Origin of the sequence: Methanomassiliicoccus luminyensis B10 (assembly GCF_000308215.1) — an archaeon.
Classification (GTDB): Archaea; Thermoplasmatota; Thermoplasmata; order Methanomassiliicoccales; family Methanomassiliicoccaceae; genus Methanomassiliicoccus; species Methanomassiliicoccus luminyensis.
On record NZ_CAJE01000021.1, the window covers coordinates 47,390 to 67,110 of the forward strand.

Here is a 19,721-nt window from a genome sequence, read left to right on the forward strand (position 1 = left end):
TCTTGATAGCTTGATATAGAAGTACTCTTGTATACGGGTCCGTGCATAGGGACGATCTTATCGAGGCGGTACGGTCGGTACTGGGGATGTCAGGCTTCTACGTCTCCCGGCCCCTGGCCATGAGAGGCATCAGCTTCGACATCGTGGCCAGGAGGGACGACGTCCTTCTCATCATCAAGATCCTCAGCAACGTGGACGCCTTCTCCAAGGAGAACGCCGACGAGCTGACGACCCTCGGCGAGGCTCTGGGCGCCTCTCCCATCCTGATAGGCGAGAGGTCCGGCTCGGGGGACATCGACGAGAGCATCGTGTACTCCAGGTTCGGCGTTCCCATCATATCCCTGCGCACCCTGAAGGACCACCTGCTGGAGGGCGTCCCGCCGTTCATCTTCGCCGCCCCCGGGGGCCTGTACGTGAAGCTGGACAGCGACCTCCTGAAGAAGGTGAGGGAGGAGAGGAACATCTCCCTTGGCACGCTGGCCGAGATCGCCGGCGTATCGAGGCGCACCATCCAGATGTACGAGAGCGGGATGGGGGCCATGATCGATGTGGCCATCCGCCTGGAGGAGTTCCTGGACCGGCCCATAGTCACGCCGGTGAACCCGTTCCATCCCATCGGCCAGAGGCCCAAGGAAAAGGAAGCTCCCGCCAAAGAGCGGCAGGGGTCCGCGTCGCAGGACATCTTCGGCCAGGAGGTCTTCATGAAGCTGCGGGGCCTGGGGTTCTCCATCGTTCCCATCGCCCGCAGCCCCTTCGAGGCGCTCACCAGGGACGAGCACATCCTCATCCTGACCGGGCTCGGAAAGGACGAGAGCAGGCTCATGGAGAAGGCTACGGTGGTGGCGGACATATCGCGCATCACCGAGCGGCGCTCGGTCATATTCATCGAGAAGGAGAGGACCCGGCAGAACATCGGCGGCACGCCATTGGTATGCAAGGACGAGTTGAAGCGCATCAGCGAGTCGTACGTCCTTTACGAGCTTGTCAACGCCCGGAGCGAGGACGATGAGAAGAGCAAGGGTTGACGGCTCCGAGATCGCCATCCTCCCGGTGGTGAAGGGGCTTGTTTCTGAAGAGGAGGCCGTGGCCAGGGCCATCGCGGAAGTCCGCCCGGACCTGGTGGCCGTGTCCATCTCCAAGGAGGAGCTGGCGGCGCTCCGAGACAAGGACCAGTACGACCGCTACGAGCTGAGCGACCTCGAGGACACCTACGCCGCGTTCTTGGAGGCGTTCGGCGAGGTCAAGGTCCCCCCGCCGTGCTTCGTGCGCTCCCTGGACATATGCACCGAGAACGGGATCGCGATCCTCCCGCTGGACATGAACGACGAGGTGTTCACCGAGGCGTACTGCGAGAACGTCCGCACCGGCGACATGATCAAGGAGTCGCTGTTCTCCTCCCGCGCCGGGAAGAAGAAGTACGACCTCAGCAGCGCACAGGCCTTCGCCAGGTCCTGGGACCAGAGGGTCAACCGCAAGGGGTTCAGGAAGCTGGAGACGGCCAGGGAGAGGCATATGGCCTCGGTGCTGCGGACCCTGGCCACCAAGTACCACAACATCCTCGCCGTGGTGGAGTGCGAGCGCGCCGACGGGGTGGAGGCGTTCCTGGTGTCCCCGCCCGATGTCCAGGGCGCTGAGATCAAGTCAGCTGCTCACGTATGAATTCGTGAGCTTGCAGCTGAGCTCGGCCTCGATGGCCCAATGACCTTGTTTGAGGAGATTGACGGCACTTCGAGCCAGCCTGTCTTGCTGTATTGTTTTTGCATGCAATCCTATCTTCGAAAAGATGGATTCTCTGACGATGCTTTTTATAAGCACCGGACGATGCCAGCGACATGGGGGACGATGTTGCTCTTGCCGGCCGGTTCGATGCGACCAGCAGGGTCAGTGACAGCGTGGACCGGTTCGTGGCCTTCCTGGAAAAGGACCGCCTTCCCATTCTGGGCATTTTCCTGTACGTGCTCGCGGTAGCCCTCTTCAGGGACATATCTGAGTATTTCCTCCTGGACCAGGCGTTCGTGACCGGCTCACATCCCTGGATATACAGCATCGCCCACCACGTGGCCTTTTACATCCTCACCTTCCTCGGCTTGGTATTTCTGCTGTCCGCGTTTTCCCAGAGGGATACCCGGAAGTGCATGAACTTCGTGGCCTCATTCTTCTGGGTGATCATCCTCCCGCCTTACCTGGACCATTTCCTCTTCGGCTTGAACGAGAACTACGCTTACTTCTCCCCGACCGATTTCTTGAACTACCTTCTGCATTTCAGCGGGAGCAGTTTTCACCCCGGCCAGGCGGCGGAGATTATCGCTGTCGTGCTCGCTCTGTTCGGCTACACCATATGGACCCAGAGGGAGCACCTGGGGACGGTGGGGGAGCGTCTGGTGGCGCTCCTGAGGATCGCTCTTCTGGGCGTTTCCGCCCTCATGGCCCTGTTCTTCATGGCCACCCCCGGCGCGTACCTCCCGGTGGGCAGCACCGGCGGCGTCCCGGACTTCCCCAACTTCGATGCTCTTCGCTACTACCAGTACCATCTCTTCATTTTCGCCTACTATGTCGTCCTGGGCCTGGTCCTGGGCTTCGCCCTGCTGTTCTTCTCACGTAGAGAGGCGTTCCGACGAATAGCCTCCAGCATGAGACCTGCGCAGACCGTCTTCTTCCTTGGGGTGGTGACGGCGGGCATAGCCATGGGATGGATGGCCTCCGGCGGGACCAGGTACGTCACCAACATCCTCCAGGAGCCATACTGGGTTAACGCGGAGTTCGTAGTGCTGGCCCTGTGCTCCGCATTCATGGCATGGCAGGTCAGCACCATGTGGAACGATCTGTCCGACCGCGCCACTGATTCCCCGCACAAGCCTGGCAGGGTGCTCGCCGCCGGCGTGTTCAACAGCGGCACATATGCGCAGGCGTCGATCGTCCTGGCCATCTCGGCGGTCCTCATCGCCGGCCTCCTGTCGATCTATCACGCCCTGATGCTCCTGGTGATCCTGGCCCTCTCCTATATCTACTCCATGCGGCCGTTCCGGTTCAAGGAGCACCTCCTGAGCCCGGCGCTCATCGGGCTGGGGACCTCCCTGGCATTCATCTTCGGGTTCCTGACACCATACACGGTGATGGTCGAGCTACCGTACACCATAGGCATCGACGTGCTGCCGTCCGCGGAGGTCGCCTTCCCCGCGTTGACCATAAGCGGACTACTGGCCGCCATCTATGCATTCCTTGGTCTTGTCGTCGGCTCGATGGTGACCGATGTGGACGGATACGCGGAGGATGTGAGGGGCGGGGTCAAGACCATCTACACGGCGCTCGGCCTGGACCGCGGCGTCATGGTGGTTAGTACGCTGATCTTCGTCGCGTCCCTCACGACCCTGTTCATGTTCAACGGCCAATGGGACCTCGTCGTCTTTCCCGTTCTGGGTGTCGCGGCCACGGCAGCATTCTACAAGTATCGATCCTCGAGACCTGTGCTCATCATAGCGATGATCGGTTTTGCTTACGCTGCTGTTCGGTTCATGCAGATCCTGCCGCACTAACCTACCGAGGAGAAGAATTGGACCGGGAACCGTACCATAGCTCTCCGGAGAAGGAACGTCCAGTCCTTCTCCGCCCTGCTCATGGCGATACTGGCCCCTACTATGCTCTTGTCATTCTGCATGTTGCGCAAGAATCTGTCCAGATCTATGATGTTGGTCATGTGCTGGAACCATATGCTTGCCCATTTGGCCGCACGCAGCACCGGCAGGACCTCCGATCGTATGGAACGATCATAGCTGAGCAGGATTCCGTCGCGATGTCCTTTGGCCATCGCACTTTGGACCGCTTCCGCGGCCAGCACCCCGCTGGTCAATGAGTATGATATCCCTTCGCCGCTCAGAGCGCTGGCAAGTCCAGCGGCATCCCCTGCCACCAGGCATCGCCCGGAGCTGAACTGTTCCCTTGGCCGGACAGGTATGGGGTGCGCACTTATCCCGCCTTTTATCTCAGCTCCGCCATATGTCCTCCCCGCCTCCTGTACCATGCGGTCCATCTGCCGCCTAATGTCCGTGGTGCCGGCTTTGTAAGCCCCCACTCCCACGTTGCCACCTTGCGCGTGTGGGAATAGCCAGCCATCCATCCCTCCCGGGGTGACGAAGGGCATCTTGAAGCCTCCTTCCTTGAAAAGGTAGAACTCAATCAGATCTCCCGGTGCTGTGCCGAAATCACACTCCGCAGCCAATCCGACGGCTAGTCCGTTCGGAGAGTATGGCCCGAGCACTTGCCGGGCACTGCGGCTGTTGGCCCCCTCTGCGATGATCAGGTATCTGGCCTGGAGCGATTTTCCTTCCTCGCTCTCCACTGTCAGCTTGTCCCCCTCATCCCGGACCCGCTCGGTCCTGAATTTGGTTATGAGCTCGGCGCCAGTCTTCTCTGCGCCACGTGCCAAGAACTCGTCGAATCTGTCCCTTCTTACGGTGACGCCCAAGCGGGATGGGGAGCGGTACTCGTGACGGATGTCACCGTGGACCAGGGCTGCCCCGAAGATCTCCCTCTCGATGAGGGAGTCCGGCAGAGGTGTTCCTAGCTGGCGCAAGGATCTCTCCAGGACGCCCCCTGCGCAACATTTCTGCCGAGGGACCTCCCATCGCTCGACCAGGGCCGTCCGCAGGCCAGCGCGGGCGCATCGGCTCGCTGCCATCGCCCCCGCCGGACCGGCCCCGGACACTATGACATCGTACCTGTCAGGCCCCAATCAGATCTTTCTCCTCCGAGACATCCTTTCCACCGTTGCGCTGGCGGCTACGATGCCCACCACGCCCACCAGAGGCAAGAAGATGGTCAAATCGATGTTGCCTAGGGCGATGTTGATGGCCGAGTCCTCACCGAGCTCGCTCACTGGCTCCTCATAGAACGTCCACAACTGGTTGGCGTCGCTCAATTGATTGTTATAGTATACCCAGAGGGTTGGAGCGTTTCCACCGGTCTTCCCATATGTGAATCCGACCACCAATACGATGTCTAGATCCCCATCGCCGTCCAGGTCGCCCAGTTGGACAGCCCGAGTATCATATGTACCATCGATGCATTTTGTAGCTAGCCCCGTGGTCACTACTGCCCTAATGTCAAACTCTTTTTTCGAATACTGGGTTGCAATGTACAGTGCCCCATTATCGGTCGTTTTGACGGTCGAGAACACAATATCGTTCAGATTGGCTGCATTCTTTGTTATGTCTCCTACGGTCAGGGCAGTTATGGCAGGACTTGATGAAGTGAAGCCAGTCACTTGGGCCGGGGTGCCAAACACTACGGTCTGAGTGTAGTGGTTTATCACCAGCATGTTGATAGACAGTGTATCTTTTACATTATCCGTGCCATTGTTTGTATCTGTCACTTTGATGTAATACTTACTGTTTGGTGTATATGGCAACAGTTTATGATGTGTGGTTTCCGTTTTCGAGCTCACCATGAAGGCATCGAACCACGTCTCATTGTCAACTGAATACTGGACACGAAATGATTCTGAGCCAGAGACGTTAGCCACCATGATCAGATCATGGAAGGCTCGAGCCACGTTCGGTATCTCCCACTGCCATCCCAGTTCACAGGTCTTGACAAATTGAACGTCAAGTCCAATGTGATCGAACGCTACTGAACCCTCTGACCCCGAAGGATTATTGAAACTGATGCGCAGGTATTTCAGCTCATCCCAAGTATCCACCCCGAGAGCCCATAGGTCAATCTCCGCAGTGTTAACGCCAGTACCACTGGGAGTTGGCTTAGCAAGTACATTAGCCAATGTGCTACCATTGTGATACTCCAGCAGTATATCTTGGCCAGCATAGCTACCGCTCGCCGTCCAAGAAATATGCAATGTCGCATTGGAAACTAGCTTGCTAGCGTAAATCTGAGGGGGGGCGAAACCATTGATAGTCATTGTCTCCCCTGCGCTTACGACGTAACATTTGCCGTCGTTGTTGTAAGTGTTAGATAATACCTGGCCTGGATTTATACTAGCATCATTGGTGGCATGCAGGGTCTGGTTCGCATAGTATACATATGTCTCGGTCAAGTGCTCATACATGTTGTCAACGGCTGCTAGATTGGCCTTGGACCCAGTTATTGTTGCCGCTTTATTGCTGTCGATGTTGAACTCAAGGGTAGGAGATTTCGAATCAGGAGTACCGCTAGTGGGCGTGGTGTAGAATATATAAATATTGTTATCCAATGTGCTAGTCCTGATTATGTCGGGATAGCCGTTTCCATCCATGTCCGCCATCTCTACCAGTGGTTGGTATTGACTGGCAGTGGTGTGTTCCCATGGTGTATGTCCCCCAACACTCTGGCTAGTTGTGCTATCAAGGACCATGGGGGCAGTGGAGTTAAAGGCGCCCTCCTCCCGAGCTGCAGTGTCCCCAGTCTTTACGGACCACTGATTTAGCCAAACCTTTGTCGTACCATCCTGATAGACAGCGACCACGTCGGGGAACCCGTCCTGGTTGATGTCCCCTACGGCAATATCGCCGGCTGCGGGATTTTTATCCCCATTAGCGACATTCTCAGAATTAGCGGCATTGTTGTTTTTCCAATCACCGGTCCCATATAATAGGGTCTTAGTCCATTTTCCATCATTCCAGAAGACGTAAATACCGCGATTGAAGAACATGGCCCAGCTGTTTGAGGCAGATGCTTCCTCCTCACTACCTGCGGTAGTGTAGATTACAACGTGGATAAAACTGGCGACAATGTCCCCATCCCCATCCCCATCCAAGTCTCCTATTGATATTTGACCGACTAGCTCATTTTGACAAACATATGTTTTACCATCATATGATGTAACAAACGAATCAATATCTGCTACCTTAATCGGTCCCGTATATCTTTCATAGTCGACCCAAAGGGTCGCATCCTCGTTCGCATTGCCCTTGTCGCCATTACCAGTCCAGCGTTCCCCATTGGACTCAGTGTGAGATTTGGTTGAGGCTTGATTTCCGGTATTGGCATCGAACGCAGAAGATATTACTCTAGCTGATGACCATGAACTCCCATCGATTGCCTCATTCTCATACCATACAATATTAGCAGACGTGCTGGACTGGCTCCCTACTACGACATCGTCCTTGCCATCGCCATTTATATCATATAGTACAAGCGCCAGCGGCCCTGAGGCGGGGTTCCCATCGATCAATGTATAATCCCATTGGTCGCCGCCCTGATACCAGACGATCTTGCTGTTGGCCCATGTAGCACCGGAGGCAGACCAAGTGAACGTCCCTGAGCCAAGGCTTGCCAGAATGTCAGTGGTCGTCCGAGGCGCGGTCACCTCGAACTGGCAACTAATGGAGCTGTATTTTTCACCGATGCTGCTCCCCTCGTCCCCAGTGTCTGCTAGTGAATTAATCTTGAGAGTGTATGTATTTGTTCCAGGCAGCCACCAGCTCTGATACACATCGTATAGGACAAGATATAGCGAGTATGTTCCACCGCTGCCGATGATCGGTGTCTTAGAGGCCCCGTCCGTCTTGAACAGGGAGCTCATCGGCTTGTTATATGTTGGTGTGTCGGTGTAGGCTGCTGCCGACTTCTGGACTATGTAAGTACCAGTGAAATCCCTGATCTGCAGATCGCTAAGGAGGACGGTCTTAGCAGACTTGTCCACATCCCGGGTGTTGATAAGCACATACATGGTGTCGGTATGATTGAACTTAGTGGTCTTGATCAGGTTGCCGGTGGCAACGTCCAACTTATAAGTTGTTATGCTTGGATAATCTCTGCCCCCGACGTTAATTGTGTCGGCTATGTTTGCCGACTTACCAGTATTATCCTTTAGCTTGATCTCCAAGGTATATGTATAGCTCTGCGACGGGGCGTCGAAGCTATACGTGTACTTGTAGAAATTACCGAAGCCTTCCTGGGATGTGAAAGCGGAGGTAGACGACTGAGGGCTCATGGCTTGTCCAGTCAGGGGAAAGATCAGGTTGACGATGTTGTCATAGGCCATGTTCCTAATGGTATCGCTCCATAGTTCTATGGTGACCCGGTCGCCGGGGGAGAAGTCCCTAGTGATTTCACCCTGAGCATTCTTGATGTAGTAGAAGGTCGTCCCGAGGGTCCCGCCCGAGTTTCCGCCGCTAGAATTGGGGGGATATGTGCCGTTCACCCATGACCCGGGGTAGTCGTCGTAGGGGGTGGAACCGCCGCCTCCAGAGGGCGATATCAGCACAATTAGGACCAGCCTAGCCGGCGTCAGGGCCTTCCCATCAGAATCCTGCGCGTTCACGTAAACCGCGGCCCTATTCCACGAGATATCAGCATCATATTTGCTAACCGATGTGAATACGTTGTCACCGTCTAGGTCAGTGAGAGGAATAGTTCCCTGTCCGATCGAGGTGGCATTGAGGGTAACGCTGTTCCTGTCCAGTTTTCCATCTGGATCGAAGATCGACGCGTAGAACGTGACCTTGTTCCCGGCATAGGTCGGGCTAGGGTCCATTCCCCTGTCCCCGATAATAGGCTGAGACATGGCCGCCTGGCTGCCGCCCAGGAGCGAGGCCTGATACACAACGGTGTTGGCCTCTGGATCAACGATCATCACACTGATGACCGTGCTCAAGGACACACCAGTAAGCTTGTAAGACCAGGTCGTCCCGGTCGACCATTGTCCAGAGTATATCCCGCCATCCGACAGGTGCAGAGGTATGGGATTGTTATTGACGAAGAGGTAGATGTTGGTCCTGTAATCTTCTAATGTGTTCCCGCCTTTATGCGTCAGGTTCGCGTAGGCGATCCCGGAGGTGGGATCGAACTGCAACTTGGGAGTGAAATCGGTGTAGACCTTCTCTGCCGGGCCGGGCATCGAAGAGACGAACCACATGATTGTGGAGAACAATGTGACGGTGATCGCCAGTATCAGCAGGTTGCCTATGATCTCGGACACGCCTTGTCTGGTCCAGGCCTTCTTCTTGAGAACTGTTCGCCTGGCGCTCATGCTTGGGCTGGATCGTTCGGCCCGACGACCGGTCGCCCTATCCTGGATTATCCTACTCATCACTGATCACCGCTCCTATCGATTTGAGCGGGTAAAATCCGGCATGAGCGTATAAATATCTATACTTGTGAATTGCAATAACAGGGAATATAATTTCGCTATGAATAGAAATGTTGCTGGATTATATATTTAGCTCACCATATACGCACTATTATGCTCGAGATCGAGGTGAAGGCGCCGTGCGACGATCTGGGGAAGATGGAGCGAACGCTCGCGGACCTCGGCGCCCGCTTCATGAAGGAGGTAGTGCAGTCAGATGTATACCTTTCCCATCCCAGCCGCGATTTCGGCGCGACCGACGAGGCCCTCCGCCTCAGGAGAGAGGGGGACCGCTACACCCTCTACTACAAGGGGCCAAAGCTCGACAGGGAGACCAAGACCAGGGAGGAGCTAGCTAGCCCTGTGCCGGAGCCGGAGTCATTGAAGCTCATCCTGAAGAGGCTGGGGTTCGGGACCGTGGCCGAGGTGGAGAAGCGCCGCCGGATCTACATGCTCCGCGACGTGGAGGTCTCCCTCGACCAGGTTAAGGGGCTGGGCGGGTTCGTCGAGCTAGAAGTGCAGGACCGCGAGATCGAAGAGGGCAAGGCCATGATCCGCGCTCTGATGAAAGAGCTGGGACTGGAAAAGACGGAAAGGAGCTCGTACCTGGAGCTCATCCTGGACAAAGGTTGATTCAGATCTTGCCGAGCTGCTCGATGATGAAGTCCTTGATGTCCTGGTCGTCGGGGATCGTCAGCGACTTCTTGTAGCGCTCCGAGCCGTCCCTGAGCGTGTAGCCCCTGGACAGGGATATGAACTCGGTGGCGCCGTCCTTGGACACCGCCCGCTTCCGGGCCACCTCGATGAAATTGGTCTTTCCGAAAGTGATCTTCTCCGAGCTGACGGTCTCGAACTCTACCTTGCGACCGGGGCCGCTTTCCTCATCCATTGTACGTAACCTCCTTTAATTGGCGATATGCTCGAAGTCCACGGAGAGGGGATAAACGTTTTGGTTACGGGGATGCTTCCGAGACCCCGGAACCCGCTGGGCGATTTCCCGGGACTAAGATAGTTAGCTAGATATAGCACCCAACAGATTGAATGAGCATGTGTCCAGAGGCAGGTGAGGATGTCCCCTCCGGCCGGAAGCGGTTCTGCAAGAGCTGCGGCAGGGAGCTCTCCCCGGACTCCAGGTTCTGCCCGCGATGCGGCCAGGACCAGAACGGCCCCATGACGCCGCCTCCCGCTCCGAGCGCTCCCGCCTACTACGCGCCGTACGTCCCTCCGAAGACGTTCGGCATCCGCGACCTGGGGCGGGGGATAGGGAGCTGGAGCGCGCTAGCCCTTCTCATCCTCACCGCCGTCAACGTCGTCATCCTGCTGTGGGGCATGGGTCTGGTCTACCCGCACCTGGACATGCACGTGACCCTCTACGTCATCGTCCCCTTCATCGTCCCCATCTACGAGCTGGGGGGCGGCATCTCCTTCTTCCTCTACTATGCCTTCCTGGCCGTGGCCATAACCGCCTCGTTCCTGTGGATGATGAAAAAGAGCGTCCGCCCCGCGGCCGACGAGCTCGCGTTCAAGGAGCCCAAGGGCGGCCACAGCCCCCTGTACGTCATCGCCACCGTGTTCATGGCGGTGATCTCCTTCAACATAATATTCAACCTGATGGTGACAACGGGAGGCGCCACCCCCTCCACCCCGGACTTTAATTCCCGAGAAGTGTGGACGCTCCTGTACAGCTTCGCCCACGCTTCAGTATGGGAGGAACTGATCTCCCGCGTCCTGCTCATCGGAATACCCCTGCTGATCGTCGACTACGTCATCAGCTCCGGGAAGGCCGACAGGGGCATGAAGAAGTGGCACCGGTACTTCCTGGGAGGAGGGTTCTCCATCGGCCGGAAGGAGGCGTTCTTCCTGGCGTTCTCGTCCACCATGTTCGGCCTGGCCCACGTGTTCTCCTGGGATTTCTACAAGGTCATCCCCGCCATAGTGGGCGGCTTGGCGTTCGGCTATCTCTTCCTGAAGCTGGGCCTGTACGCCTCCATCATGCTGCACTTCATGCTCGACTACCTGAGCATACCGCTCAGCGTCTTCCCCGACAGCACCGGCCTGACCCTGACCATTGGCCTTCTCATGATCGCCTGGATCTTCATCGGCATCCCCTACCTGATCAGGTACGCCGCCAGGGGGATAGGGTGGATCATCGGGAGGAAGGTGTGGCCGGACGCCCCCATGCAGGCGCCCCAGCCGGTCCAGGCGTATCCGCCGCAGCAGTACCCGCCGTACCAGCAGGCACCCCCATACCAGCCCCAGGCGCCGTCACATCCACAGGGATATCAGCAGTGGCAGCCCCCCGCAGCGCAGGCGCCGCCGGTCCCCCCGCAGCAGCCCCAACGGCCCCGCGACCCCACCGCCATAGGGTACATCTGCCCCCACTGCGGCAACACCGAGGCCACCTACGAGAACGGGGAGCTGAAGTGCACTAAGTGCGGCAAGAGTTAGAGAAGCGCTTCGAGCCTCTCCTTGCCGAGCACCCCGTCCTCGAAGCCGCGCGACTCCACCACGTACCGCCCGCGGTAGTTGCGCAGCCCCTTGAGCACCTTGGGGAAGTCCACGGTGCCGCTGCCGACCGGGAGGTGCTCGTCCCACTGCCCCATGTTGTCGTGGACGTGCATGTTGATGAAGCGGTCCTGCAGCTCCAGGAACTCCTCCACCAGGCCCATGGTGTTGGCGTGCCCGATGTCCCAGCAGATGCCGAGGTCGGTGCCTTCGATGAACCACGCCAGGTCCTGGGGCGTGGAGGCCAGGCAGGTCGGCGCCTTCGGCATGTTCTCGAACGCTATCCTCACCCCCAGCTCGCGTGACAACTTGTCCAGCTGCTCGAGGGAAGAGCGGGTGGTCTCCCTGACCTTCTGTTGCGCCACGAAGCCCAGCGGAGTGAGGAACCCGGGGTGGACGGTGAAGAGGTCGAGGCCCATGCGGCGGCCGGCCTCCATGCTCCCCCTGAGCTCCGTCATCGACGCCTCCCTCATCTTGACGCTCAGCGAGCCGATGTTGATGTCGCTCATGGGGGCGTGGACCGAGAACTCCAGATCGTACGATGGGGTCAGCTCGAGGAACTGCCTCTCTATGTCCGGGAGGCGGTGGAGGCCCTCGGCCACGATCTCCCAGGCCCGGAACTTAGACGCCACCTTCTCCAGGGCCTCGGGGAAGGGGATCATGGAAAAGTACGGCGATGACGCGGCGATCATTCCTCGTCCTCCGATCCTCTCCCGTCCAAGGTGCTCTCGGCCAGGAAGTCGATGGCCCCGTCAATGTCGTCATCCTCCACGGTGACGTCGATGCCGCCCAGGGCGGCGCCGCCCTCCAGGAACGACACTTTGCCCATGAGCGCGGCCTGCTTGTTCAGGCGGAACTTGGTGGAGCTGCCGTCCCTGCCGCGCAGCATGACGGACCGGGCGGAATCGCGGATGTGAGTGTCAAGTATGATCTGCCGGAGCTTGTCCCCCGACATGGTGATGGCCGTCAGCCCCTTCTCGGTCTCCTCGACCTCGCTGCCGGGGAATATGGCCAGCAGGGACTGGCGCACCTTCTCCCGGTCCTCGGTGGGGTACGATCTGGCCTGGGCGGTTATCTTGGGCATGGCTGGCATCTATGGCGCTGCCACGTCTTTAACTGTTTCGAGCGGGGATTTTTGCTCTGGAATGATGAGAGATGCCGGGGGGTCGAGTGCCGGGACCGCGCTCGACTGTCGGAGATTGGATCGTCTTAGATGGCCAGCCCACTGGGGCTACCGTGTTATTTAAAAATTTGAACTGCTGGTCATTGAATGGCCTGTTGATCTTTTTAGCTAAGTGAGCGAGTTTATAGCTAATTAGCTTGTGACATGTTGGCCCGACTTAGCTATAGTTCAGCAGGCGGCCGAGGGTGCAGTTTTAGGTTGACAGAAATTTGCTAATACCTATTTAGGCGTGAATGAGTTAAGGTAGCGGGATGAGGGACCGGATTCTTGATGAGCTTGCCAACGAGGGCATTTTACTGGAGCCCGAGGCCGCGGAGCTGGTCCTAGCCACCGATGACCCCTTGGGCTTCACCCGATCAGTGCTGGCCTCGATGACCCAGCAGCCTCTGGTCCTGACGGCGGAGCACATCCACGGGTTCCGCCCCTCGCCGTCCGTGCCGGCGCCGGTGGTCCCCGAGGCGCTGCACGAGCTGAGGAACGGCCCCACGGTCCCGACGCGCATCACCTGCTCGGAGATCAAGGTCCTCAAGGACATCACCGGGAACTCCACTTGCGAGGGCAACATCATCGATTTCGCACGGTGCTTCAACGACCGCTTCAAGAAGATCAAGAGGATGCTGGCCAGGCGGCACGAGCTGGCCGGGTGCGTGTCCGTGGCCAAGGCCACCAAGTTCGACCGCGAGGTCCGCATGATCGGGATGGTCAACGAGGTCCGCACCACCAAGAACGGGCACAAGCTCATCGAGGTGGAGGACGAGGAGGGCCGCTGCCCCGTCCTGATACTCAAGGACAACCCCTTCGCCCAGGACAGCATCGTGTCCGACGAGGTCATCGGCATCGTGGGGAAGTCGGCCAAGAAGGGGGACATGGTCGTCCTCAACGAGCTGATACGCCCCGACGTGCCGCTGCGGGGGGGCGGGATGCAGCCGAGCGATTCGTCCGCGTCCATCGCCTTCATGTCCGACGTGCACGTCGGCTCCAACACCTTCCTCAAGACGCCGTGGGACAACATGATGCACTGGCTCAAGACCGAGGGCAAGGACGAGATCCAGTACCTGGTAGTGCCGGGCGACGTGGTCGACGGCATCGGCATATTCCCCGGCCAGGAGGAGGAACTGGAGATCGATGACATCTTCATGCAGTACCAGGCCCTGGCCGAGCTGCTGAAGGAGGTGCCCGACGGCATCAAGCTGATGGTGCAGCCGGGCAACCACGACGCCGTCCGGCCGGCCGAGCCGCAGCCCACCTTCCCCAAGGAACTGGTCAATATGTTCGATTCCTCCATCCTCTTCGTCGGCAACCCCTGCTACTTCGAGGTGGAGGACCGCAAGATACTGTCGTACCACGGCCGCAGCCTGGATGATTGGGTCGGCGCGGTCCAGGGGCTCAACTACAACAACCCCCTGGAGGGGATGAAGGAGATGCTGAAGCGCAGGCACCTCGCCCCCCTGTACGGCGGGAGGACGGCGATGGCCCCGGAGAAGGAGGATTACCTCGTGATCGACGAGGTGCCGGACATCTTCGTGGCCGGCCATGTGCACGGGGCCGGCATCACCGACTACCGCGGGGTGAAGCTCATATGCGCGTCCACCTGGCAGGCCCAGACGCCGTTCCAGAGGATGCACAACTTCAATCCCGATCCCGGGAAGCTGCCGATAGTGCACCTCGGCACCGGCAGGGCCAAGATGCTCGACTTCAGCTGATGCGGCGCATCATCTGAACAGCAGGTAGACTATTATCAGGTACCCCAGAACGACCATGAAAAGGGATATTATCCAGAAGGCCTTGAGCAGCCGCCCCCGGCCCGCTGGATCGTTCCAGTCAAAATATTTACGAAGAGATTTCACCTTTCGCCTCGGCCTTGTCCTTGATGCGCTTCAGTCTGAAGATGTTCTCCCTCTCCATCTCCTCGAGGCGGAGCTCGATGAAACCCTCGGCCTCCTGGAGCTCAGGGATGACCTTGTACTCCAGAGCGTTGACGCGCCTCTTGGTCTTCTCGATCTCGTCCAGGAGCTTCTTCATGGTGGTCTCGACCTCGGCCGCCTGCACCAGCGTCTCCACCAGGTTCTCGAATGCCGTGGTCGCTTCGTCGATGTAGGTGGAGGTGCCGATCACACCGTAGCCGCGCTGGTCCACGGTGCTCTTGATGCTGTTGGTCTCGATCTCCGGCACCACCAGCCCCATGACGTTCTTGGAGCGCAGGGAGATCTCGGGATGCGCGCGATGAGCGAAGGCCGCCGACTTGACGGCGATGGCGCCGTCCACGGACTGGGCCACGGCGATGCGGTCCATGGCCGCGGCGTGGTCCTTCGTCACCTTCTCGCGTATCTGCTTGGCCTGCTCCAGGATCTTGAAGAACTCGAGGATCAGGCCATCCCTCTTCATCTTGAGGATCTTGTAGCCTGACTTGGTCAGCTTTATCTTGCGCTTGACCTCGAGCAGCTCAGACCGGGTTGGCTTGACCTCGTTCACCGGCATTTTCACTCACTCTTTCTGTGGGCGGGGTGGTACTTCTCGATGTACTTCCTGTCGATCCTGGACAGCTGGTTCTCCGGCAGGATGGCGATGAGCTCCCACGCGATCTCAAGGGTGGTCTCGATATCCCTGTCCTCGTCCTTGCCCTGCCTCACGAACTTGTTCTCGAAGGCATCGGCGAAGTCCAGGAACTTCCGGTCCCTCTCCGAGAGAGCGTCCTTCCCGACGATGGCGACGAGACCCCTGAGGTCACGGCCTTCGGCGTAGGCGGCGTAGCACTGGTCCGAGACGGCCTTGTGGTCCTCGCGGGTCAGCCCGGGACCGATACCGGCGTTCATCAGCCTGGACAGGGAAGCGCCCACGTTGATGGGCGGGTAGATGCCGGCGCGGAGGAGGTCCCTCGACGCCACTATCTGTCCCTCGGTGATGTAGCCTGTGAGGTCGGGAATGGGGTGAGTGATATCGTCGCCCGGCATGGTCAGGATGGGGATCTGGGTGATGGAGCCCTTCTTTCCCTTGATACGGCCGGCCCTCTCGTACAGGTTGGCCAGGTCGGTGTACATGTACCCCGGATAGCCACGGCGGCCGGGCACTTCCTCACGAGCGGCGCCGATCTGCCTCAGAGCCTCGCAGTAGTTGGTGATGTCGGTCAGGATGACCAGCACGTGCATGTCCAGCTCGAAGGCGAGGTACTCGGCGGTGGTGAGCGCCAGTCTCGGAGTGACGATCCTCTCGATGGCGGGGTCGTCGGCTAGGTTCATGAAGACCACCGCGCGCTTCAGGGCGCCGGTCCTCTCGAAGTCGGCCATGAAGTACTGCGCCTCTTCGGCGGTGATGCCCATGGCGGCGAAGACCACGGCGAACTCCTCATCGGAGCCGCGCACCTTGGCCTGACGAGCGATCTGCAGGGCCACGTCGTTGTGCGGCAGGCCGGACCCGGAGAAGATGGGCAGCTTCTGCCCACGCACCAGGGTGTTCATCCCGTCAATGGAGGATATACCGGTCTGGATGAACTCCTTCGGCTCCGCGCGGGCCCACGGGTTGATGGCCGCGCCGTTGATGTCAAGGCGCTGCTCGGGAGTGATGGCGGGACCGCCGTCGATGGGGTCGCCGGCACCGTTCAGGATCCTGCCCAGCATGTCCTTGGACACCGGCATCTTCATGGTCTCGCCGAGGAACTTGACCCCGGCGGCCCTCTCGATGCCCGAGGTGCCCTCGAACACCTGGATGACCACGGCGGTCTCGGAGGTGTCAAGCACCTGGCCCCTCTTCTGGGACCCGTCGGGCATGGTCACGGTGGCCAGCTCCTGGTAGCCGATGGGCTCGGTCTTCTCGACGAACACCAGCGGTCCGGCGATCTGCGAAATGGTGCGGTACTCCTTGGAAACGATGCTCATGGATTAACCCCCCAGGTTCTCGAACTGGCCATCCATCTCGTCGATGATGGCGCTCAGCTCCTGGTCGATGTTGTCCTCGAACTTGGACTTGGCCAGCCTGTTCCTGACGGGGAGGGCGATGATGGCGTCCACGGAGGCGCCGGAGTCGACCGCCTTGGTGGAAAGGTCGGCGAAGTGCCTTATCAGCTTCATGTAGGTGTACTGGCGGGGCATGGGGCAGTAGGTGTCCACCTTGTGGTAGGCGTTCTGCTGCAGGAAGATCTCACGGATCATCCTCGCCACCTCCAGGGTCATCTTCTGCTCGTCCGGAAGGGCGTCCGACCCGACTAGTTGCACGACCTCCTGAAGCTCGGCCTCGCGCTGCAGGACCTCCATGGCCCACTGCCTCAGGGCGGGGAAGTCCTCGGCCACGTTGGCCTTGTACCAGGGGTCCAGGTTGTTGGTGTACAGGGAGTAGGAGGTCAGCCAGTTGATGGCAGGGAAGTGCCTCCTCTCACGGAGCTTGGAGTCCAGGGCCCAGAACACCCTGACGATACGCAGGGTGTTCTGCGTGACGGGCTCGGACACGTCGCCGCCGGGCGGGGAGACCGCGCCCACCACGGAGACGGAACCGGTGGTGCCGTTGAGGTTCTCGGTGCGGCCGGCCCTCTCGTAGAACTCGGACAGCCTGGCGGCGAGGTAGGCGGGGAAGCCTTCCTCGCCGGGCATCTCCTCAAGCCTGGAGGATATCTCCCTCATGGCCTCGGCCCACCGGGAGGTGGAGTCAGCCATAAGGGACACGTTGTAGCCCATGTCCCTGTAGTACTCGGCGATGGTCATGCCGGTGTAAACGGAGGCCTCACGGGCCGCCACAGGCATGTTGGAGGTGTTGGCGATGAGAACGGTCCTCTGCATGAGAGGCTCGCCGGTCTGGGGATCCTCCAGCTCGGGGAAGGTCGCCAGGACCTCGGTCATCTCGTTGCCGCGCTCGCCGCATCCGATGTAGACGACGATCTCGGCGTCGGACCACTTGGCCAGCTGCTGCTGGGTGACGGTCTTCCCGGTCCCGAAGGCCCCGGGGATGGCGCCGGTGCCGCCCTTGGGCAGGGGGAACATGGTGTCCAGCACCCTTTGGCCGGTGATGAGAGGAATGTCCGGAAGCAGCTTCTTGCCGAAGGGCCTGCCGTTACGGACGGGCCACTTCTGCAGCATGGTGAGGTCCTTGCCGCCGACGTTGGCCACCACTTCGTCGATGGTGTAGTTGCCGCCGCGGATGTCGCCGACGACGCCGCGGACGCCGCTGGGGACCATGATCTTGTGGGTCATGTAGAACTCTTTCACGGTGCCGAGGACGGCGCCGGGGCCCACCTTGTCGCCCTTCTTGGCCACGGGGACGAACTCCCACTTCTTGCTGTGGTCCAGACCGGGAGCGGAGACCCCCCTGGTAATGAAGTCGCCCATGGTCTTCATCAAGACCGGCAGGGGCCTCTGAATGCCGTCGTACACGCTGCTCAGCAAACCGGGGCCGAGCTCGGCCACCAGGGGCTGGGCGGTATCGATGACCTTCTCCCCGGGCCTCAGGCCCGAGGTCTCTTCATAAACCTGGATGATAGTCTTGTCGCCGGAGATCTTGATGACCTCCCCCATCAGGCCCTCTTCCCCGACCTGCATGACATCATACATTTTGGGGGAGATGCCGGTCGCGGTCACCACTGGTCCGGCTACTCTGTAGATCTCTCCTTGCTTTGCCATTTTAATCCCTCTCGGTCTTGTACAGATCAACGCCAATAGCGCTCTTCACTTTCTCCCTGAGGTCGCCCTCGTCGCCGCCTACCTGGATGACGACCGGGGAGATGCTCTCCAGCGCCTTCCTGCGGGTGTTGGCCGACACTCTCGACAGGTCCTTCGCATCGACCGCCAGAATGCCCACGGAGCTGTCGTCTATGATCGACAGGATGGCCTCTTCGAACCCCTCCGGCTGCACGGCGTAAACTCTAGTAACTCCTGCCAGGCGGAAACCCAGCACGAACTCTTCACGACCCAGAACCGCGAACTCCATCAGATCACCAGCAGGTTCTTTATGACATCAGGGTCCATCCCGGAGGCCTTTCCGCGGGCGATTATCCTGAGGTTGTCCACTTCGACCTTCTTCCTGATAATATAGTTGATCACCGGCAGGACCGATAGCGGGTACAGGAGGGAGAAGCTCTCCGCCTCCTTGGTCAGGTACTTCTGCAAGCTCAGCATGACATCGTTGAGGGACCCGGTCCTCTTGGCCTTGTCCAGACCCTCCTTGATGTCGTCGTAGAAGGGAAGTTTGGAAAGTTCGTCGACCATCTGGTCGAACGAGTCTATCGCGGCCAGCCTGCTGAGCTCCTTGACGTTCAGGTATCTGCCGCCCTCGATGAAGTAGGGGCGGACCTTGTCCAGGGGCAGACCGGCCTGCTTCAGCTTGAGCAGGGTCCTCAGGTTGGACACGTCTATCTCACGTTCTATGAACGTCAGGAACAGCTTCTTGGGCTTGGTGTTGGGCAATATGGCGTCCTGAAGCTTGACATAGTATATCTTGTCAAGATAGTCCTCCACCGGCGCTATGGTGCCGCTCTTCTCGAACGTTGCCACCACGTCCTCCGGTACGCCGAACCCGCCCTTCTTGCGGAGGGCGTCCAGGACCTCGGACGGGCCGTCCAGGGCAAGGAGGCCTTTGAGGTACTCCTCGTCCAGTATGCCGGCGGGGACCAGGTCCTCCAGGATCTCCTCCTGGGTCGCGCCGGAGTGCTTGCCGCGCAAGATGGTCTTGATGTTCCAGACATCCCACCTCATGAGGTAGGAGGCTATCATTTCCTTAAGCTCCCCGGTGCAGAACCCGATGATGGTCCGGTACGTGCGCGCGAGGTTCCGAGAAGTGCCAAGCTCAATGAGGTCGACCCCCGAGTACTGGGAGGCCAGCTCGGTCATCTCCACCTTGTACTGGGTCTCCCCCATGAACCTGCCTATCTCGTTGAGGTCCATCATCAGCAGCTTCGGGTAGTTGTCCTTGGTCAGCAGGAGGCTCTTCTGTGCTTTGACCCTCGCGGTCGCGTACGCGTAGTTGCCTCTTTTACGACCTAGTCCAATCATT

General features: G+C 59.2%; 17 protein-coding genes. 6 read left to right on the top strand and 11 right to left on the bottom strand.

Annotated features, from left to right (window positions below; all coding sequences use genetic code 11):
• The first annotated feature begins 41 nt into the window (after window positions 1-41).
• The 3 genes from WYS_RS11715 to WYS_RS11725 all read left to right on the top strand — a co-directional run bounded on the left by WYS_RS11715 (window position 42) and on the right by WYS_RS11725 (window position 3,533).
• A complete protein-coding gene (locus WYS_RS11715; protein WP_026069071.1) occupies window positions 42-1,025 on the top strand; it encodes a transcriptional regulator in 984 nt (327 codons plus the stop codon).
• Window positions 1,006-1,659 (top strand): hypothetical protein, encoded by a 654-nt coding sequence (locus WYS_RS11720; RefSeq protein ID WP_019178365.1) that lies wholly within the window; start codon window positions 1,006-1,008, stop codon window positions 1,657-1,659. Before WYS_RS11715 ends, WYS_RS11720 begins: the two co-directional genes overlap by 20 nt.
• Before the next feature lie 173 nt (window positions 1,660-1,832).
• Window positions 1,833-3,533 carry a UbiA family prenyltransferase gene (locus WYS_RS11725; RefSeq protein ID WP_019178366.1) on the top strand — a complete coding sequence of 567 codons (1,701 nt, stop codon included), beginning with the start codon at window positions 1,833-1,835 and terminating at the stop codon, window positions 3,531-3,533.
• Here WYS_RS11725 and WYS_RS11730 read toward each other — a convergent pair.
• Window positions 3,530-4,729: a geranylgeranyl reductase family protein gene (locus WYS_RS11730; RefSeq protein WP_019178367.1), complete on the bottom strand. Its 1,200-nt coding sequence runs from the start codon at window positions 4,727-4,729 to the stop codon at window positions 3,530-3,532. The two genes, WYS_RS11725 and WYS_RS11730, sit on opposite strands and share 4 nt — an antisense overlap.
• Complete coding sequence (locus WYS_RS11735; protein ID WP_019178368.1) at window positions 4,730-9,022, bottom strand: type IV pilin; 4,293 nt, start codon at window positions 9,020-9,022, stop codon at window positions 4,730-4,732. It lies immediately after the preceding gene.
• 153 nt (window positions 9,023-9,175) lie between these two features.
• Between WYS_RS11735 and cyaB the strand changes: the two genes are divergently transcribed.
• Window positions 9,176-9,694: a class IV adenylate cyclase gene (cyaB, locus tag WYS_RS11740; protein WP_019178369.1), complete on the top strand. Its 519-nt coding sequence runs from the start codon at window positions 9,176-9,178 to the stop codon at window positions 9,692-9,694.
• Between the two features lies 1 nt (window position 9,695).
• Here the strand turns inward: cyaB and WYS_RS11745 are convergent, their stop codons facing one another.
• The gene (locus tag WYS_RS11745) at window positions 9,696-9,950 is read right to left on the bottom strand and encodes a hypothetical protein (protein WP_019178370.1); all 255 of its coding nucleotides are present in this window, start codon (window positions 9,948-9,950) and stop codon (window positions 9,696-9,698) included.
• 152 nt (window positions 9,951-10,102) lie between these two features.
• Between WYS_RS11745 and WYS_RS11750 the strand changes: the two genes are divergently transcribed.
• Complete coding sequence (locus WYS_RS11750) at window positions 10,103-11,509, top strand: CPBP family glutamic-type intramembrane protease (protein WP_026069072.1); 1,407 nt, start codon at window positions 10,103-10,105, stop codon at window positions 11,507-11,509.
• On the opposite strand, the gene WYS_RS11755 is transcribed toward WYS_RS11750, so the two are convergent.
• Both WYS_RS11755 and WYS_RS11760 read right to left on the bottom strand, forming a co-directional pair.
• The gene (locus WYS_RS11755; RefSeq protein ID WP_026069073.1) at window positions 11,506-12,258 is read right to left on the bottom strand and encodes a sugar phosphate isomerase/epimerase family protein; all 753 of its coding nucleotides are present in this window, start codon (window positions 12,256-12,258) and stop codon (window positions 11,506-11,508) included. The two genes, WYS_RS11750 and WYS_RS11755, sit on opposite strands and share 4 nt — an antisense overlap.
• Entirely contained in the window at window positions 12,255-12,650 is a 396-nt protein-coding gene (locus tag WYS_RS11760; protein WP_019178372.1) for an RNA-binding domain-containing protein, read from the bottom strand. Before WYS_RS11760 ends, WYS_RS11755 begins: the two co-directional genes overlap by 4 nt.
• Before the next feature lie 350 nt (window positions 12,651-13,000).
• Between WYS_RS11760 and WYS_RS11765 the strand changes: the two genes are divergently transcribed.
• A complete protein-coding gene (locus WYS_RS11765) occupies window positions 13,001-14,452 on the top strand; it encodes a DNA-directed DNA polymerase II small subunit (RefSeq protein WP_019178373.1) in 1,452 nt (483 codons plus the stop codon).
• A gap of 9 nt (window positions 14,453-14,461) precedes the next feature.
• On the opposite strand, the gene WYS_RS16545 is transcribed toward WYS_RS11765, so the two are convergent.
• Genes WYS_RS16545 through ahaC form a run of 6 tightly spaced genes read right to left on the bottom strand, consistent with a single transcriptional unit; the run spans window position 14,462 to window position 19,720 of the window.
• Window positions 14,462-14,596, bottom strand: a complete 135-nt coding sequence (locus tag WYS_RS16545; RefSeq protein ID WP_272898432.1) for a hypothetical protein — start codon at window positions 14,594-14,596, stop codon at window positions 14,462-14,464.
• Window positions 14,580-15,227, bottom strand: a complete 648-nt coding sequence (locus WYS_RS11770) for a V-type ATP synthase subunit D (RefSeq protein WP_026069075.1) — start codon at window positions 15,225-15,227, stop codon at window positions 14,580-14,582. The genes WYS_RS16545 and WYS_RS11770 overlap by 17 nt, the downstream gene beginning before the upstream one ends.
• 2 nt (window positions 15,228-15,229) lie before the next feature.
• On the bottom strand, window positions 15,230-16,621 hold the full coding sequence (locus WYS_RS11775; RefSeq protein WP_019178375.1) for an ATP synthase subunit B: 1,392 nt from the start codon (window positions 16,619-16,621) through the stop codon (window positions 15,230-15,232).
• Window positions 16,622-16,624: 3 nt separating this feature from the next.
• Entirely contained in the window at window positions 16,625-18,352 is a 1,728-nt protein-coding gene (locus WYS_RS11780; RefSeq protein WP_019178376.1) for a V-type ATP synthase subunit A, read from the bottom strand.
• Between the two features lies 1 nt (window position 18,353).
• Entirely contained in the window at window positions 18,354-18,659 is a 306-nt protein-coding gene (locus WYS_RS11785; protein ID WP_019178377.1) for a V-type ATP synthase subunit F, read from the bottom strand.
• Window positions 18,659-19,720, bottom strand: a complete 1,062-nt coding sequence (ahaC, locus tag WYS_RS11790) for an ATP synthase A1 subunit C (RefSeq protein ID WP_019178378.1) — start codon at window positions 19,718-19,720, stop codon at window positions 18,659-18,661. The genes WYS_RS11785 and ahaC overlap by 1 nt, the downstream gene beginning before the upstream one ends.
• Between the last annotated feature and the right edge of the window lies 1 nt (window position 19,721).

What these genes read in the sequence shown, in the direction of transcription:
- WYS_RS11765 (WP_019178373.1), top strand. Translation starts at nt 13,001, where the DNA reads ATGAGGGACCGGATTCTTGATGAGCTTGCCAACGAGGGCATTTTACTG.
- WYS_RS11720 (WP_019178365.1), top strand. Translation starts at nt 1,006, where the DNA reads ATGAGAAGAGCAAGGGTTGACGGCTCCGAGATCGCCATCCTCCCGGTG.
- WYS_RS11725 (WP_019178366.1), top strand. Translation starts at nt 1,833, where the DNA reads ATGGGGGACGATGTTGCTCTTGCCGGCCGGTTCGATGCGACCAGCAGG.
- WYS_RS11755 (WP_026069073.1), bottom strand. Translation starts at nt 12,258, where the DNA reads ATGATCGCCGCGTCATCGCCGTACTTTTCCATGATCCCCTTCCCCGAG.
- WYS_RS11735 (WP_019178368.1), bottom strand. Translation starts at nt 9,022, where the DNA reads ATGAGTAGGATAATCCAGGATAGGGCGACCGGTCGTCGGGCCGAACGA.
- WYS_RS11770 (WP_026069075.1), bottom strand. Translation starts at nt 15,227, where the DNA reads ATGCCGGTGAACGAGGTCAAGCCAACCCGGTCTGAGCTGCTCGAGGTC.
- WYS_RS11780 (WP_019178376.1), bottom strand. Translation starts at nt 18,352, where the DNA reads ATGGCAAAGCAAGGAGAGATCTACAGAGTAGCCGGACCAGTGGTGACC.
- cyaB (WP_019178369.1), top strand. Translation starts at nt 9,176, where the DNA reads ATGCTCGAGATCGAGGTGAAGGCGCCGTGCGACGATCTGGGGAAGATG.
- ahaC (WP_019178378.1), bottom strand. Translation starts at nt 19,720, where the DNA reads ATGATTGGACTAGGTCGTAAAAGAGGCAACTACGCGTACGCGACCGCG.
- WYS_RS11775 (WP_019178375.1), bottom strand. Translation starts at nt 16,621, where the DNA reads ATGAGCATCGTTTCCAAGGAGTACCGCACCATTTCGCAGATCGCCGGA.
- WYS_RS11760 (WP_019178372.1), bottom strand. Translation starts at nt 12,650, where the DNA reads ATGCCCAAGATAACCGCCCAGGCCAGATCGTACCCCACCGAGGACCGG.
- WYS_RS11745 (WP_019178370.1), bottom strand. Translation starts at nt 9,950, where the DNA reads ATGGATGAGGAAAGCGGCCCCGGTCGCAAGGTAGAGTTCGAGACCGTC.
- WYS_RS11785 (WP_019178377.1), bottom strand. Translation starts at nt 18,659, where the DNA reads ATGGAGTTCGCGGTTCTGGGTCGTGAAGAGTTCGTGCTGGGTTTCCGC.
- WYS_RS11750 (WP_026069072.1), top strand. Translation starts at nt 10,103, where the DNA reads ATGAGCATGTGTCCAGAGGCAGGTGAGGATGTCCCCTCCGGCCGGAAG.